This window comes from Muriicola sp. Z0-33, from assembly GCF_026126425.1.
Classification (GTDB): Bacteria; Bacteroidota; Bacteroidia; order Flavobacteriales; family Flavobacteriaceae; genus JAFMPW01.
In genome coordinates this window covers 406,908-421,391 of record NZ_JAFMPW010000001.1, presented here as the reverse complement: position 1 = coordinate 421,391, position 14,484 = coordinate 406,908, and the positions used below count along the sequence as shown (strand labels likewise).

15 protein-coding genes are annotated in these 14,484 nt (G+C 39.7%); 6 read left to right on the top strand and 9 right to left on the bottom strand.

From position 1 onward, the window contains the following. The first annotated feature begins 30 nt into the window (after nucleotides 1–30). Nucleotides 31–507 carry a regulatory protein RecX gene (locus tag J1G40_RS01830; protein ID WP_265240567.1) on the top strand — a complete coding sequence of 159 codons (477 nt, stop codon included), beginning with the start codon at nucleotides 31–33 and terminating at the stop codon, nucleotides 505–507. A 42-nt stretch (nucleotides 508–549) separates the two neighbouring features. Here J1G40_RS01830 and J1G40_RS01825 read toward each other — a convergent pair whose 3' ends face one another. The 3 genes from J1G40_RS01825 to J1G40_RS01815 all read right to left on the bottom strand — a co-directional run bounded on the left by J1G40_RS01825 (nucleotide 550) and on the right by J1G40_RS01815 (nucleotide 3,844). After that, on the bottom strand, nucleotides 550–1,425 hold the full coding sequence (locus J1G40_RS01825; protein ID WP_265240566.1) for a cupin-like domain-containing protein: 876 nt from the start codon (nucleotides 1,423–1,425) through the stop codon (nucleotides 550–552). Nucleotides 1,426–1,491: 66 nt separating this feature from the next. After that, nucleotides 1,492–2,595, bottom strand: a complete 1,104-nt coding sequence (gene bioB / locus J1G40_RS01820) for a biotin synthase BioB (RefSeq protein ID WP_265240565.1) — start codon at nucleotides 2,593–2,595, stop codon at nucleotides 1,492–1,494. Nucleotides 2,596–2,671: 76 nt separating this feature from the next. Further along, a complete protein-coding gene (locus J1G40_RS01815) occupies nucleotides 2,672–3,844 on the bottom strand; it encodes a beta-ketoacyl synthase N-terminal-like domain-containing protein (protein WP_265240564.1) in 1,173 nt (390 codons plus the stop codon). 67 nt (nucleotides 3,845–3,911) lie between these two features. Between J1G40_RS01815 and J1G40_RS01810 the strand changes: the two genes are divergently transcribed. Together J1G40_RS01810 and J1G40_RS01805 are read left to right on the top strand one after the other, a co-directional pair. Then, a complete protein-coding gene (locus J1G40_RS01810; protein ID WP_265240563.1) occupies nucleotides 3,912–4,340 on the top strand; it encodes a cytochrome c oxidase assembly factor 1 family protein in 429 nt (142 codons plus the stop codon). A gap of 23 nt (nucleotides 4,341–4,363) precedes the next feature. Then, nucleotides 4,364–5,122, top strand: a complete 759-nt coding sequence (locus J1G40_RS01805; RefSeq protein ID WP_265240562.1) for a glycosyltransferase — start codon at nucleotides 4,364–4,366, stop codon at nucleotides 5,120–5,122. On the opposite strand, the gene bioA is transcribed toward J1G40_RS01805, so the two are convergent. Then, nucleotides 5,119–6,387: an adenosylmethionine--8-amino-7-oxononanoate transaminase gene (gene bioA, locus J1G40_RS01800; RefSeq protein WP_265240561.1), complete on the bottom strand. Its 1,269-nt coding sequence runs from the start codon at nucleotides 6,385–6,387 to the stop codon at nucleotides 5,119–5,121. The two genes, J1G40_RS01805 and bioA, sit on opposite strands and share 4 nt — an antisense overlap. 66 nt (nucleotides 6,388–6,453) lie before the next feature. Between bioA and J1G40_RS01795 the strand changes: the two genes are divergently transcribed. Continuing rightward, nucleotides 6,454–7,941 carry an ArnT family glycosyltransferase gene (locus J1G40_RS01795; protein WP_265240560.1) on the top strand — a complete coding sequence of 496 codons (1,488 nt, stop codon included), beginning with the start codon at nucleotides 6,454–6,456 and terminating at the stop codon, nucleotides 7,939–7,941. Here the strand turns inward: J1G40_RS01795 and bioD are convergent. Genes bioD through J1G40_RS01780 form a run of 3 tightly spaced genes read right to left on the bottom strand, consistent with a single transcriptional unit; the run spans nucleotide 7,933 to nucleotide 10,136 of the window. Continuing rightward, nucleotides 7,933–8,550: a dethiobiotin synthase gene (bioD, locus tag J1G40_RS01790; RefSeq protein ID WP_265240559.1), complete on the bottom strand. Its 618-nt coding sequence runs from the start codon at nucleotides 8,548–8,550 to the stop codon at nucleotides 7,933–7,935. The two genes, J1G40_RS01795 and bioD, sit on opposite strands and share 9 nt — an antisense overlap. Continuing rightward, nucleotides 8,547–8,936, bottom strand: coding sequence for a DUF2007 domain-containing protein (locus tag J1G40_RS01785; RefSeq protein WP_265240558.1), 390 nt, complete (start codon nucleotides 8,934–8,936; stop codon nucleotides 8,547–8,549). The genes bioD and J1G40_RS01785 overlap by 4 nt, the downstream gene beginning before the upstream one ends. Nucleotides 8,937–8,945: 9 nt before the next feature. Beyond that, on the bottom strand, nucleotides 8,946–10,136 hold the full coding sequence (locus J1G40_RS01780; RefSeq protein WP_265240557.1) for an aminotransferase class I/II-fold pyridoxal phosphate-dependent enzyme: 1,191 nt from the start codon (nucleotides 10,134–10,136) through the stop codon (nucleotides 8,946–8,948). Nucleotides 10,137–10,195: 59 nt separating this feature from the next. Here J1G40_RS01780 and J1G40_RS01775 point away from each other — a divergent pair, with 59 nt between their 5' ends. Continuing rightward, entirely contained in the window at nucleotides 10,196–12,004 is a 1,809-nt protein-coding gene (locus J1G40_RS01775; protein ID WP_265240556.1) for a M61 family metallopeptidase, read from the top strand. Beyond that, entirely contained in the window at nucleotides 12,005–12,538 is a 534-nt protein-coding gene (locus J1G40_RS01770; RefSeq protein WP_265240555.1) for a GNAT family N-acetyltransferase, read from the top strand. Between the two features lie 84 nt (nucleotides 12,539–12,622). Here the strand turns inward: J1G40_RS01770 and J1G40_RS01765 are convergent, their stop codons facing one another. Beyond that, nucleotides 12,623–12,901, bottom strand: coding sequence for a F0F1 ATP synthase subunit epsilon (locus tag J1G40_RS01765; RefSeq protein WP_265240554.1), 279 nt, complete (start codon nucleotides 12,899–12,901; stop codon nucleotides 12,623–12,625). Nucleotides 12,902–12,941: 40 nt separating this feature from the next. Beyond that, nucleotides 12,942–14,450 carry a F0F1 ATP synthase subunit beta gene (gene atpD, locus J1G40_RS01760; RefSeq protein WP_265240553.1) on the bottom strand — a complete coding sequence of 503 codons (1,509 nt, stop codon included), beginning with the start codon at nucleotides 14,448–14,450 and terminating at the stop codon, nucleotides 12,942–12,944. Nucleotides 14,451–14,484: the final 34 nt, after the last annotated feature.

Here is a 14,484-nt window from a genome sequence, read left to right as displayed (position 1 = left end):
CTGATAAACTTTCCCTTATCTTTTAAACCAATGAACAATAACCGAAAATCTTATACCCTTTCTGAAGCTATTTCCAAACTGGAAGGGTATTGTGCCTATCAGGAACGCTGTCATAAAGAAGTTGGTGATAAACTTATAGAAATGCGAATGATTCCGGAGGCACGAGACCATATAATTGCACATCTCATCAAGGAAAATTACCTTAACGAAGAGCGCTTTGCCAGAGCCTTTGCGCGTGGTAAGCACAACATTAAGAAATGGGGGAAAAAAAGAATTATCGCCGAACTAAAACGAAGAAATATTTCTAAATACAACATTAAGCATGCGATAAGTGAAATTGATGACGAACGCTATCTGGAGATATTCAACGAGCTATCTGATAAAAGACACTCCCAAATTCAAGAGAAAAATATACACAAGAAGCGTAAAAAATTAGCCAATTATTTGCTTTATCGGGGCTGGGAAGCCCATCTGGTTTATGATAAGGTTAAAGAGCTGATTGGCTAACCCCTTTTCATCTTTTTCCAAGAAGCGCCCTCTTTACTAGCTTTACTTATTATGATTTCCTTGCTTTATAAAATTCTCTGTTCGCCGTATTGCCTGCCTGTTTTTCCATTCTATCCAATTTTGTCCTCTGAGTTTTCGCATCAGATTATCATAATGTCTCATAAACAATACATTATAGAAGGCCTTCCCTAAATTTTTTGGGTTCCTTGCTATCGCCCTTAGGCTTATAGAAAAACCCGGCGTAACATATTTCATATAATGCCAGTATCCTTCAGGCATATACAATACTTCTCCATGTCTGAGGGAGGTCTTATACCCGTTAACATGTTTAAGCCCGGGCCATTGTTTAAAATTGGGCCTGGAAAAATCAATACTCTCATGCGTAATTAAAGAGTGGGGCACCTTGTAAAGGTATTTCGTCTCTGATTGTGGAAATAAAATGCACTCTTTCTCACCATCAAAATGAAAATGGAATATATTGGCAAGATCTATATCATAATGCATAAAAGTATGGGAGTTTCTTCCTCCAAAAAAAAGCATGGGTAAGCCTTTCATTAGTTTTAAACCAAAATCCGGATAAGTATAATCTTTCTGAAGCTCTGGAACCTCTTTAATTATGTTCCATAAAAATATTCGGTATTTGGTAGGTTCCGTTTTCAGAAGTTCGATATATTCTGACATCCTCATTCTTGCATGGGGCTCGTTAAAACCGTCCCTGTAATCTACCGGCCTGTCATCATAAAGAGGCACCTCTTTATCTCCCGCGACAGACTTTATATAATCCAGGTTCCACTTGGAATAAGCGGGCCAATTTTCCACCAATCGTTCAATAACGACAGGCTTCTGAGGTTTAAAATAGTTCTCGATGAACTCCTCTTTTGTGATTGTGGGTATTCTTGGAATTTCGTGTAAATTCAACGGTACTCAAATTTATTTGACCCTCAAAGTTAAATAACAATGCAAAAATCTTACCAAGTAAAACTTTTAACTGCGATTTTCTGGTAATGCCGACGTTTTTTTAGCCGAGTCATTACGGGCAATCTGATGATTCGGACGAGTCCATCTTGGTTTTTCACCCAAAGACTCATATTGAGAGTCTGCTGCTTCAACGGTTTCTGGTTGAGGAGTCTTTACAAATGCTTTCTGAGGTACTAATCCTAGTAATTCAAATAGTTTCATATCCTCGTTGACATCCGGATTTGGGGTGGTAAGTAACTTGTCCCCGGCAAAAATAGAATTTGCCCCTGCAAAAAAACAAAGGGCCTGCCCTTCCTGTGTCATTTCTGTCCTTCCGGCAGAAAGTCGCACCTGAGTTGTTGGCATTACAATTCTGGTGGTTGCTACCATTCTTATCATGTCCCAAATGGGAATAGGTTCCATATCTTCCATAGGAGTGCCTTCTACAGCAACCAGGGCATTGATCGGAACAGATTCTGGTTGCGGATTCAAAGAAGACAAGGCTACCAGCATTCCTGCTCTGTCTTCAAGTTGCTCTCCCATACCAATTATGCCGCCACTACATACAGTAACATTACTTTTCCTGACATTATCAATAGTATCCAACCTATCTTTAAATGCCCTTGTTGAAATAACATCTTTGTAATAATCTTCCGAAGTATCCAGATTGTGATTATAAGCATAAAGTCCAGCCTCCGCTAGACGCTTGGCCTGGTTTTCTGTAATCATCCCAAGGGTACAGCAGACCTCCATGTCTAGCTTATTGATTGTTCGTACCATTTCGAGCACCTGGTCAAATTCGGGCCCATCCTTAACATTACGCCAGGCTGCTCCCATACACACTCTTGAACTCCCGCTTGCCTTAGCCCGCAAGGCCTGTGCTTTTACATGTTGAACTGTCATAAGATCATTGCCCTCAATATCTGTATGATAACGAGCAGCCTGCGGACAGTACCCGCAATCTTCAGGACATCCACCTGTTTTTATTGATAGTAATGTAGATACCTGAACCGTATTCGGATTATGATGTTCTCTATGGATCGTTGCCGCATTATAGAGCAACTCCATCATTGGTTTATTATAAATATCCTGAATCTCCTCCTTAGTCCAGTTATGTCTTACTTCGCTCATATGTAGCTGTTATTTCAAAGTCAAAAATAGACCTAATTCTATAGAAATTACAATATTCAAAACCAAATTTCCGAATTCAATCCAGATTCCCGTCAGGACGTTTAAGCAAAATGCTCACCGCATTACCTCCAAAGCCCACGGCATTTACCAGAATCCGATCAATTTTTTTCGGTCTAATTGAATTTTTAAGATAAGGGACTCCGATAAATTTCTGATGCTGCAGCATCAGAATTGCCATTTCAATACTAAGCATTCCGGAGGCTCCAAAAGTATGCCCTATCTTCCATTTATTACAACTTAAGGCAGGACAATAATCCCCGAATATCTTTTGAATTGCATTAAGTTCGGACCTATCGCCTTTTATGGTTCCCGGGGAGTGTGTCACAATAATATCAATTTCTTCCGCTCTTAAACCTCCCATAGCCATCTTCATTGAAGATTGAAAGCAATCTGCTTCTGAAGACAGCGATACATTGTGCTCCAGGGGCTCTGTAGCATAGCCCATCCCTTCTATCAAAGCCAACGTTTTGGCAGTAATGCCCTTTTGTAAACAAGCCATTGAGGCGGCCTCTCCCAGCACCATTGTATTACGGTCGTTCTCAGGATCCAAAGCCCTGCAGGGATATGCTCCATTACCATTCGAATAAATTTTCAGTGCCTTCATCTGGGCAATGGTAAATGGGGTTAAAGGAGACTCTGAACCTCCAACCAAAAACTTTTCAGACAACCCTCCCTTAATCCACGCAATACCATTCAACAGTGCATGAAGTGCAGTAGAACACGTAATAGAATGCGAAATGACCGGGCCTTTGGTCCCAAGGTCGTGTCCCACCCAGGATGCTATATTGCCTAATGTGGTCGTGGGCGAAGAGAGGGTCGGACTTTTTCCAGTAGCTATAAATTCCTGATGAAACTTTTCAAAAAGGGAAGTTGCACCTCTGCTAGAGCCTATATTTACCCCAAAACTGTCCTCGTCGTTCCATCCTGCTTGTAAAATTGCTGCTCTACCAGCAAATAATGCATACAGAACACTATTATCTAATGCCTCATATTTTGAATTAGTTCCCCTTAGTAATTCTATTTCTTTCCTGAGCCCCTCTGGTAAACTGGCCACCCATTCCCGGCTACCTCCTACCTCTATTTGTTTTAAATAGTGGTCCTGGTTCAAATAATGCTTCCAGGTATTCTCGAGTCCGGTTCCAAGAGGTGAGACAGAGGCTATTGCGGTTATTCCGATTGGCTGATTCAATACAAGAGATGTTTCCGGCAAAAATAAAAGTTCTTATCTTGATCTACTTAATCCGAAGAAAAAATTAATGAACAATGAATTAGTGCCACAACCTAGTTGGTGGAAGAGAAATTGGAAATGGGTAGTGCCTGTGGGCGGTTGCCTCACAGCTATTTTACTAGTTGTTTTCTTTGTAGGATCTTTATTTTATGGAGTTACCAGCATTTTGGAAGATTCGGAACCTTATACCTATGCGTTAGAGAAAATTAATGACGATCCACAACTTATTGAACTCCTGGGAGCCCCAATTGAGCAAGATGGCATACCTCAGGGGAATTTAAATTGGCATAACGGCAAGAAGAATGCAGATATGAAAATTCCCGTAGTCGGACCCAAAGGCAAGGGTACACTTTATATCGTAGCCCATAGCGAAAATGATACCTGGATCTATGATGAGATCAGAGTAGTTGTTAGTGAAAATGAAGATTTCAATTTGTTAGAAAACGATTGGGAATAGTCCCATAATTAACACTTACTTAAATGCATCAAGCTGATATTGCAATTATTATTCCTTGCTACAACGAATTTGACCGACTTCCATTAGCAGAATTCAAGGCCTTTCTTTCAACAAATAGCACTGCACGTATATGTTTCGTCAATGATGCTTCTACTGACAACACACAGCTGAGGCTAGATAACTTAAGAACAGAGTTCGAAGGGCAGGTATTTATACTTGAAAATAAAAAAAATGCGGGTAAGGCAGCATCTGTACGCCTGGGAGTATTGCATTGTCATAAAAATGAAATTGCCCCGGTATTGGCCTATTTAGATGCAGATCTGGCGACCTCTCTTGAAGAATGTTATTCTTACTTAACTCATCTGAGCAGTGGCAAAAACTTTGTATTTGCCTCAAGAATTCTAAAAATAGGTTCGTTGGTCGAACGCAAATTTTCGCGATTTCTCTTCGGGCGCATCATAGCTACGTTTATTTCTAATGTACTTGATATAAAAGTTTATGATACTCAGTGTGGTTGTAAAGTTTTTAAAACTGAACTTGCAGAGCTGCTATTTAATGAGCCTTTTATATCCAAATGGTTATTTGACGTAGAATTATTTAGTCGCTTATTGTGTTATTATGGCAAGGAAGAGGCACTAAAATCTATGGACGAAATCCCAGTAAAAAAATGGGTAGATCAGGGAGATTCTAAGGTAAAACTAAGCTACTTCTTTAGGTTGTGGTACGATCTATATCTTATCAGAAAGATGCATAGAAAAAATTACCAGGCCAAATGGTCTTAAACTATGTCCAGGCAGGTCTCGATAGTAGAATATATTCTTAGTAACTGTTCTTCTGTGATGATATAAGGTGCCAGGATATAAATTGTATTCCCTAATGGCCGTAGAAAAACACCGTTATCCATAAAGTGTTTAAACATCCTGTCCCTAAGGCTGCCATAACGTTCCATCTGCGTATTTAGATCCATTGCAAAAATGATTCCGCACTGCCGGGTAGCGGCCACCCTGGGGTGCTTTTTTATTTCTTTCTCAAAGTCTTGATGAGATTTAATAATTCTGGCAATATTGTTTTGCATCTCCTGGGTATGCAATAATTGTATTCCTGCTAATGCGGCTGTACAGGCTAGCGGGTTAGCCGTATAGGTATGTCCGTGAAATAGCCCTTTGGCTAATTCATCACTATAAAAGGCGTCATAAACCATTTGGGTACAGGAAGTCACTGCCATTGGCATTAAGCCAGCCGTGAGGGCTTTAGAAAGACAAATGATGTCTGGCTTGGTTGCTATATAATCTGATGCAAAGTCTTTGCCTGTTTTCCCAAAACCTGTCATTACTTCATCTGCAATATTCAGTACATCGTGGCTTTGTAATAGCGCCAGGATTTTATCTAAGCCCTCCGCAGAATGCATTTTCATCGCAGCTGCACCCTGTACTAAAGGTTCATAAATAAACCCGGCTATGTCTTTCTTTTCTAATCTTTTATTTAAATAAGTCAGAATTTCGCCAATGTTATCTGCATCAGGGACAGCAATTCTTTCTACATTAATAAAGTATTCTTCAAAAGGACCATTGTAGACCGATAAGCCTGAGACAGACATAGCACCGAAGGTATCTCCGTGAAAACCTTCTTCAAACGCCAATAGTACATTACGCTTATTCCCTTTATTGAAATGATATTGTAGGGCCATCTTAATCCCAATCTCGGTAGCCGTAGATCCATTATCCGAAAAAAATATTTTCTGTTGGTTCTCCGGGAGCATTTTAATAAGTGCTTCAGACAATTCAACAGCTGGTAGATGGGTGAAGCCACTAAAAACAACCTGATCTAAAACAGACATTTGACTTTTTACACTATCCAGAATATAATCATTGCAATGCCCATACATACAAGTGTACCAGGAAGATATCCCATCTATATATTCTCTGCCGTTCTCGTCGTATAGTACACACCCCTTTGCTTTAGTGATCCCCAACATTTCAGGTTGCAATTTATGCTGGGTAAGCGGGTGCCAAAGGTGTTTTTTGTCTCTTTCTGAAAGTTTTTTCAAGGCTGTCGATATTACTAAATCTCCAATTTATCTATCTTGCGGTAGCCGGAAGAAAACCCAGCCCTAATGCTAAACAAAGTTATAACATCTCTTACTCCCAATTACAATAAACTTAAGAGCAGTACAGTATTTATTTTTCTTTTTGTTCTTTCCCTATTTGTAAGACTTCCTTTTTTCTTCCGCGATTATATAGACAGGGACGAGAGTACCTTTATTCTAATTGGGCAGTCGTGGGTTGACGGATTTCTTCCCTATACCCAACTTTGGGATGTTAAACCGCCCATTACTTTCCTTTTTTTTGCTGGTATCATCTATTTATTTGGGAAAAGTTTTTTCGCAATTCGCCTTATGGGGACCTTGCTGGTGGCAATAACGGCATTCTTTACCTACAAATCAGGGGCACTTTTATCTACCAAAAAGAATGGCTTTGTAGCGGCATTAATTTGTGTACTGCTGCTAAGTATGTTTGGGAGTATACAAGGGGTGATGTCCGAACATATTTGTATGGCATTTTTTATGCCCGGGTTATACCTGCTACTTAAAAACAAAAAGGGGGGGCACTATCTGGCTGCTGGTTTGTTAATGGGATTGTGTCTTATGTCGAAACTCAATCTGGCCTATGCCGTTCTTTTTACCGGACTTTTTATATTTTATGATTTAATCTCCTCCGGATTATACGCCAATAGTATATACTATACCGGACTCTTTGGAATAGGAATACTGCTTGTTATTGGTCTGACCATTTTGCCCTATTATTTGCAAAATAATCTGGAATTATGGTGGAATTCAGTTGTAATTGCCCCTTTGGACTATTCCGCTGCCAGACGTTATTCTCCCTGGCTAATTTCGCCCATTTTATTGCTAGTGTTGCCCTTATACATATGGGCCTGGAAAAAAAATTATCTGAATTTAAAGGAGCGTAATACGATGATGATGTTAATTGTTGTATTGGGGGTAATGTGGTCATTTATGAAAGGAGGAAGAATAAACAGTCATTACCTTATTCAGTTGTTTCCAATATTCGTAATTCCTGTGGTTATTGTCTTCAGCAAACTTGCTTTTTTTGAAAAGTTCAACTACCGTCCCTATGTGCTGTTTCTTTTGCTGTTACTTCCGGTCGAGGCCTACCTGGAATATTACAATATTGCCAGGAACAAGTTAGAGAGGGGAACTTTTTATAATGGGGAAGGATTTACGGTTCCACAATATATAGAAGTTCATGATCTGGATACTGAAAACATTCTCTTTTTAGGCTACCATATCGGATATTGGGTCTTGGGCGTTAACCCCCCGACCAAGGCAGCTACGCATCCCAGTAATCTTTGTAAGGAGGAAATGTTTTCTGCCTACAAGAACCCCCGGGATACCTCTATGGAAGAGTTGCGTCATATTATGGAGGTGTTACGTCCTAAAACTATTGTGACCAGAAAAGGGCGTCGCATATTTGATGAAGATGAAAAGGAGGAAAACGCCTATATGGTAAACTATTTAAGCAATCATTACAAAGTTTTAGCAATTGTAGATAAAGCTGAAATATATCAGAGATCAGAGTGAAGTTAATGAAGATCTGAATTCAGCAGCATACCTTTTAATCACCTCTTTGGTAAAGGCGGCTTCGTTGAATATACGACCCAGCGAAGGAACACCCGTTTTTTTAAGTATGATACTTTCTGTTGATTGATGGGGCTCCCCATTAAATATAATGGAAACATCAAAACCTGATTTTTGAAGGTAGTCTATGGTCAATAAGGAATGATTGATACTCCCAAGATAATGTCTGGATACAACAACCACTTTGTAGGTAGGCTGAATTATATCCGCTATGGTTTCCGTATTATTAATCGGCACCAGTATCCCCCCTGCACCTTCAATTACCAAATGGTTGTTTGTTCTGGGTTCGACAATTTGATCCGTATTAATGGAAATGCCATCTATTTCGGCCGCAGCATGAGGGCTCATTGGGGTATTTAGTGCATAGCTGTTCTGATGTATTTTTGTTTTTGTATTTGAGATTAATGATGCAATCTTATGACTGTCAGAGTCATTAAGATCCCCGGCCTGAACAGGTTTCCAATAATCTGCCTCCAGAGCTTCTGTTATAATGGCCGCGGCCAGGGTTTTACCCACTTCCGTTGAGATACCTGTAACAAATATTCGTTTCATTGATTAGGAGCCTTGGTTATTATATTACAAACAGTGCATTTGTACTTCTTTGGTTCAAAAAAGGGGAACAATTTGTTCAGCAACCCTTTGCGGCTGTAATACACCTCCGACTTCTGAGCTTTACAATTAGGGCAAACCACTGGCATGTTCTTACTATCTAAAGCATAATTGCGAATCTCATCATAAATCAAAATAGCGCGTTCCTTGTCTTTGGAATACACGCGTAATTTTACTCCCCCGATTGCGCTGCTTATCAACGGGTCTGTATTCAGTGTATTTTCATCTTTCAGGAATACTTCTATCCCTTCAGATTCTAGTTTCCCCTTTATAATTTGAACATCTGCTACATATTCAAATGCCCCCAACGTATAAAATTTCTGTTCCATAAATTGTATTTAATTACCCCGGGCCAGCGAGGGAGATTTAGTAATAATTGCTTTCAATGTCTTTAAAACCTCCTGTATTTCCTGCTTGCTATTAAATGAATGCAGGCAAAATCTTAAGCGTTCCTTTCCTTTTGGCACAGTAGGGTAAAGAATAGGTTTTACATCCATTCCCTGATGAGATAAAGCAAGTGCTGTTTGCTTTACCAACGTACTTCCTCCAAGAATACAGCAGTGGATAGCTGAATCGCTTTTAATAAAATATGTACTAAGTCGCATCCCAGTCAATAGTTCCTTAAAGTAATCTATATTCTCCCTTAACTTTATGATCTGCTGACTTCCAAGATCTGACGATAGTAATTTATAAGCTGCTAAAATACTTGCCAGCGAGTGAGGGGGCAATGCTGTAGTGTAAATTAAGCTTCTCGCAAAGTTCACCAAATAGTTTTTTAGTGCATTAGTCCCAAGGATCGCAGCTCCGTGACACCCTAAAGCCTTCCCAAAAGTTATCATTCTTGCGAACACCCTGTCTTCAAGATGAAGATCGGAGATCCTCCCCTTTCCACCTTTGCCAAATACTCCCACAGCATGCGCCTCATCAAGAATAAGAAGAATGTCATTACTCTCACATATTTCCATAAGTTTATGCAGATCTGAGGTATCACCATCCATAGAAAATACAGCTTCGGTGACAAGATATGCCTGATTATCACCACCATCCAGTTGATGTTTTTGTTGGGCAATACAGGATGATAAATCTTCTAAATTGTTGTGTTTAAACTTGAAAGCTCTTGCATTTCCGAGTTTTAATCCATCCCTAATACTGGCATGTATAAATTCATCAAAAAATACAATATCATTTCGCTGTGGAACCGAGGAGAAGAACCCTATGTTGGCATCATAGCCCGAGTTAAAAATCAAGGCATTTTCCGCATTGTGGTAAGTACTGATTAACTCTTCAACCTCATCGAATAAAATGTTATTCCCGGTCAGTAATCGGGAACCGGTTGCTCCATTGCGGGCCAACTCCTTATCCGACAAAATTTGCAATGCCAAATGCGATAATGCCATATTCTGAGAAAAACCCAAATAATCATTAGACGAAAAATCTACTAAGGAGGTTTCCGATGGTAATTCTCTTAGGGTATTATCAGCCCTTCGCTCTTCTAATTTTTGTTGCAGTTTTTTGGGTAATCGGGCCATATGACAAATGTAATATATCCTTTTTTATATATTATATTCGTGACACTAAACCTCCGTTGATGCAAAGACCATTTCTGAAATTAATTTTTTTGATCTGTCCGATAATTTTAACCGCACAATCTAGCAGTTATAATATCTCTTTTGATAATGCCGTGCACCATGAAGCCGAAATCACTATCCTTTTTTCAGAAGTTGAAAAGGACACCTTAATTGTCCAAATGAGCAGGTCTTCCCCCGGAAGATATGCCATCCATGAATTTGCCAAAAACGTCTACAATTTCAAGGCTACGGATGAAGAGGGAAATTCATTGAATGTCTTTAGACCAGACCCCAGTAAGTGGGGTATTACCGGACATAAAGGCGTGGTTAAAATTGGCTATACCTTATTTGCTAATAGAGGTGATGGCACATATTCCCAAGTTGATGAAACTCATGCCCATTTAAACATGCCGGCAACATTCATGTTTGCACCCCAGTTGAGTAATGGGAAACATAAAGTACAATTTAATCCCCGTAATGACCTCAACTGGAAGATTGCCACGCAATTAGTTTTGGAGGAAGGAACAACTTATACTGCCCCGAATTTGCAGTATTTTATGGATAGCCCCACGGAAATCAGTGATTTTGGATTAAGATCTTTTGAGGTCGATTCTGAAGATGCAACTTATACTATTCAATTAGCGCTGCATCATAACGGAACCGAAGAAGAATTGAACGACTATTTTGAAAGTGTAAAAAAAGTGGTGCTGGCGGAAAAAGAGGTTTTTGGAGAGCTGCCGGAATTCGACAATGGCACCTATACCTTTCTAGCCTGCTATATTCCGAATGCCTCAGGAGACGGGATGGAACATAGAAATTCCACAGTTTTAACAAGTACCAGAAGCCTCGGGAATGGAGGGTTAACCAGGAATATTGGTACTGTGTCTCATGAGTTCTTCCATGCGTGGAATGTAGAACGTATTCGTCCTACATCTCTGGAACCTTTTGATTTCACCACTTCAAACATGAGTGGGGAATTGTGGTTTGCTGAAGGTTTTACAAGTTATTATACCGGGTTAATACTATGCAGGGCCGGGTTAAGAACCGCTGAGCAATATGTTGAAGGGTTAAAAGGTACTTTTAATTATGTGTGGAATTCCCCGGCAAGGAAGTTTTTTAATCCCATCGAAATGAGCTATCAGGCCCCTTTTGTAGATGCTGCAACTTCGGTCGACCCTGTAAATAGAGCAAACACCTTTATTTCCTATTATTCTTATGGAAGTGTTCTTGGTCTTGCATTAGACCTTTCACTTAGGGAACAAGGTCTGAACCTTGATGATTATATGAGATTGATCTGGACAACTTTTGGCAAAAATGAAACTCCTTATACCATTGAGGATCTCCATAAGAGTTTAAATAAATATGCCGGCGAAGCTTTTGGCAATAATTTTTTTAACAACTTCATTTATCAGAGTAAAATGCCAGATTATAATTCCCTTTTTGCAACTGTCGGGGTTAAATTAATACGGCATTCGGAGACCCCTTATTTTGGTGCTTCTTTATCGGTTAAGGATGACGGCAGTGGCCATATTTTAAGCAGTACAAGAATTGGCAGCCCGGCATATGTTGCTGGTTTAGAAAAAGGTGATATCATTAAAACTATTAATGGACAAGCATTCCAAAAAGACCAATCTTTTACCGACCTGATTAAAACATTTAAAATCGGCGATACCCTGGAAGTCGTATATGAACGTTTTGGAGAAGCACATACATCTACTGTGAAATTGGGCCCGGGCAAACAGTATAGTATAGAACTTCAGGAGAAAAATGGAGATACTCCTTCAGCAGAAATCCTTAAGAACAGGAATGCCTGGTTAAAGATGAAATAGATGATACTGAAATATTGTGCTTGTGAACATATTGAAGAATTACAGCAAATATTAGAGCTTCAGCAAAGAAATTTACCAAAAAATATATCAGAAAAGGAAAAGTCTAAAGAAGGATTCGTTACCGTGTCTCATGATCTGGAACTGCTAGAGAAGATGAATAAAACATATCCGCACACCATTGTTAAAGACAAAAACAAAGTGGTTGGTTATGCCTTGAGTATGCATCCGGTTTTTGGGAATAAAATAGCGGTTTTGCGTCCCATGTTTAAAGAGATTAACAGCATACTTCCCTCAGGCAAAAAATATATAGTTATGGGGCAGATCTGTATTGCGAAAGCCTACCGGGGTAAAGGAATTTTCAGGAAACTTTACCAAACAATGTGGCAGGCTGTTAAGAACGACTTTGATTGTATTATAACTGAGGTAGATGCAACCAATCTTCGTTCTCTGGAGGCGCATTATGCCATAGGATTCCAGAGTCTGAAGATATATAATTCAGGGGGTACTCAATGGCATTTAATTGAAATGAAATAAAATTCATTACTGATTTTAATTAGAGCACAAAAAAAAGTCATGCCGGAGCATGACTTTTATAATTTTCAGTATTAAAAAGAATGTTTAATCGGCCAATACAATCACTTTGTTATCGCTCATCTCCACCGTACCGCTCAAAATTGAAAGCGTAGTCTTCCCCTTTTCGTCTTTGGCGAATTTAGTCTCGAATTCCTCTTCAATACTAATATCTCCTTCAATCTTAACCGTCCCTTCTTTAAGAAGAGAAACTATGGCTGCGTGATTATTTAACATCTGAAACTCCCCATCAACACCTGGCACTGTTACCGAGGTAACTTCGCCAGCAAATAATGTAGCTTCCGGGGATACAATTTCTAAATACATATTTCTCAGTTTGCAGTTTAAAGATTATTGCAATCTTAACTTATGCCTCGGCTAACATTTTCTCGCCAGCTTCGATGGCTTCTTCGATAGTTCCTTTAAGGTTAAAAGCAGATTCTGGTAATCTGTCCAACTCACCATCCATGATCATATTAAACCCTTTGATGGTCTCTTTAATATCTACCAGAACTCCAGGAATGCCGGTAAACTGCTCAGCTACGTGGAAAGGTTGCGAAAGGAATCTTTGTACCCTTCTGGCTCTTCCTACTGCAAGTTTATCTTCTTCAGACAATTCCTCCATTCCCAAAATGGCAATAATATCCTGTAATTCCTTATAACGTTGTAATAACTCTTTAACTCTCTGAGCACAGTCGTAATGTTCTTTTCCAAGAATCTCAGGTGCAAGAATTCTGGAAGTAGAATCTAAGGGGTCTACCGCAGGGTAAATTCCAAGTTCAGCAATCTTACGAGACAATACAGTTGTTGCATCCAGGTGAGCAAAGGTAGTTGCTGGTGCCGGATCCGTAAGGTCATCCGCAGGTACATAAACCGCCTGTACAGATGTAATAGAACCTCTTTTGGTAGAAGTAATACGTTCTTGCATGGTCCCCATCTCTGTGGCCAATGTTGGCTGATAACCTACCGCTGATGGCATCCTACCCAAAAGGGCTGATACCTCAGAACCTGCCTGAGTAAAACGGAAGATATTATCTACGAAGAACAATACATCTTTCCCTTGTCCTTCACCGGCTCCGTCACGGAAATATTCCGCGATCGTAAGACCAGAAAGTGCAACACGGGCACGTGCTCCGGGAGGTTCGTTCATCTGACCAAAAACAAATGTCGCTTTAGATTCTTTCATGGCTTTTTTATCTACCTTACTCAAATCCCATCCACCTTCTTCCATGGAGTGAAGGAAGTCATCACCATACTTAATAATTCCAGATTCTAACATTTCCCGTAAAAGGTCATTTCCTTCACGAGTTCTTTCTCCTACTCCGGCAAATACGGAAAGACCACCATGTCCTTTTGCAATATTATTAATGAGTTCCTGAATTAAAACCGTTTTACCAACACCTGCTCCCCCAAACAAACCAATCTTACCTCCTTTGGCATAAGGTTCTATAAGGTCTATCACTTTTATCCCTGTAAAAAGGACTTCTGTAGAGGTTGATAAGTCTTCAAACTTAGGTGCTTCACGGTGAATTGGCAGGCCATCTTCTCCTTCTTTAGGAAGATCTCCCAAACCGTCAATAGCGTCACCAATTACGTTGAACAATCGGCCGTATACCTCATCGCCTATTGGCATTTGAATGGCATTACCAGTAGCAACAACTTCCATCCCCCTGCTCATACCATCGGTAGAATCCATAGATATAGATCTTACGGTGTTCTCACCTGTATGAGATTGAACTTCAAGTATCAATTTAGTACCATCTTCTTTGATGAGTTCCAAAGAATCATAAATTTTAGGTAGTTCAGATCCTGATTGGAATTCCACATCGATTACCGGTCCGATAATCTGAGAGACTTTACCTGTAACTTTCGCCATTGTTCAAGTATTTATTGTATTAAGAATTAAATCG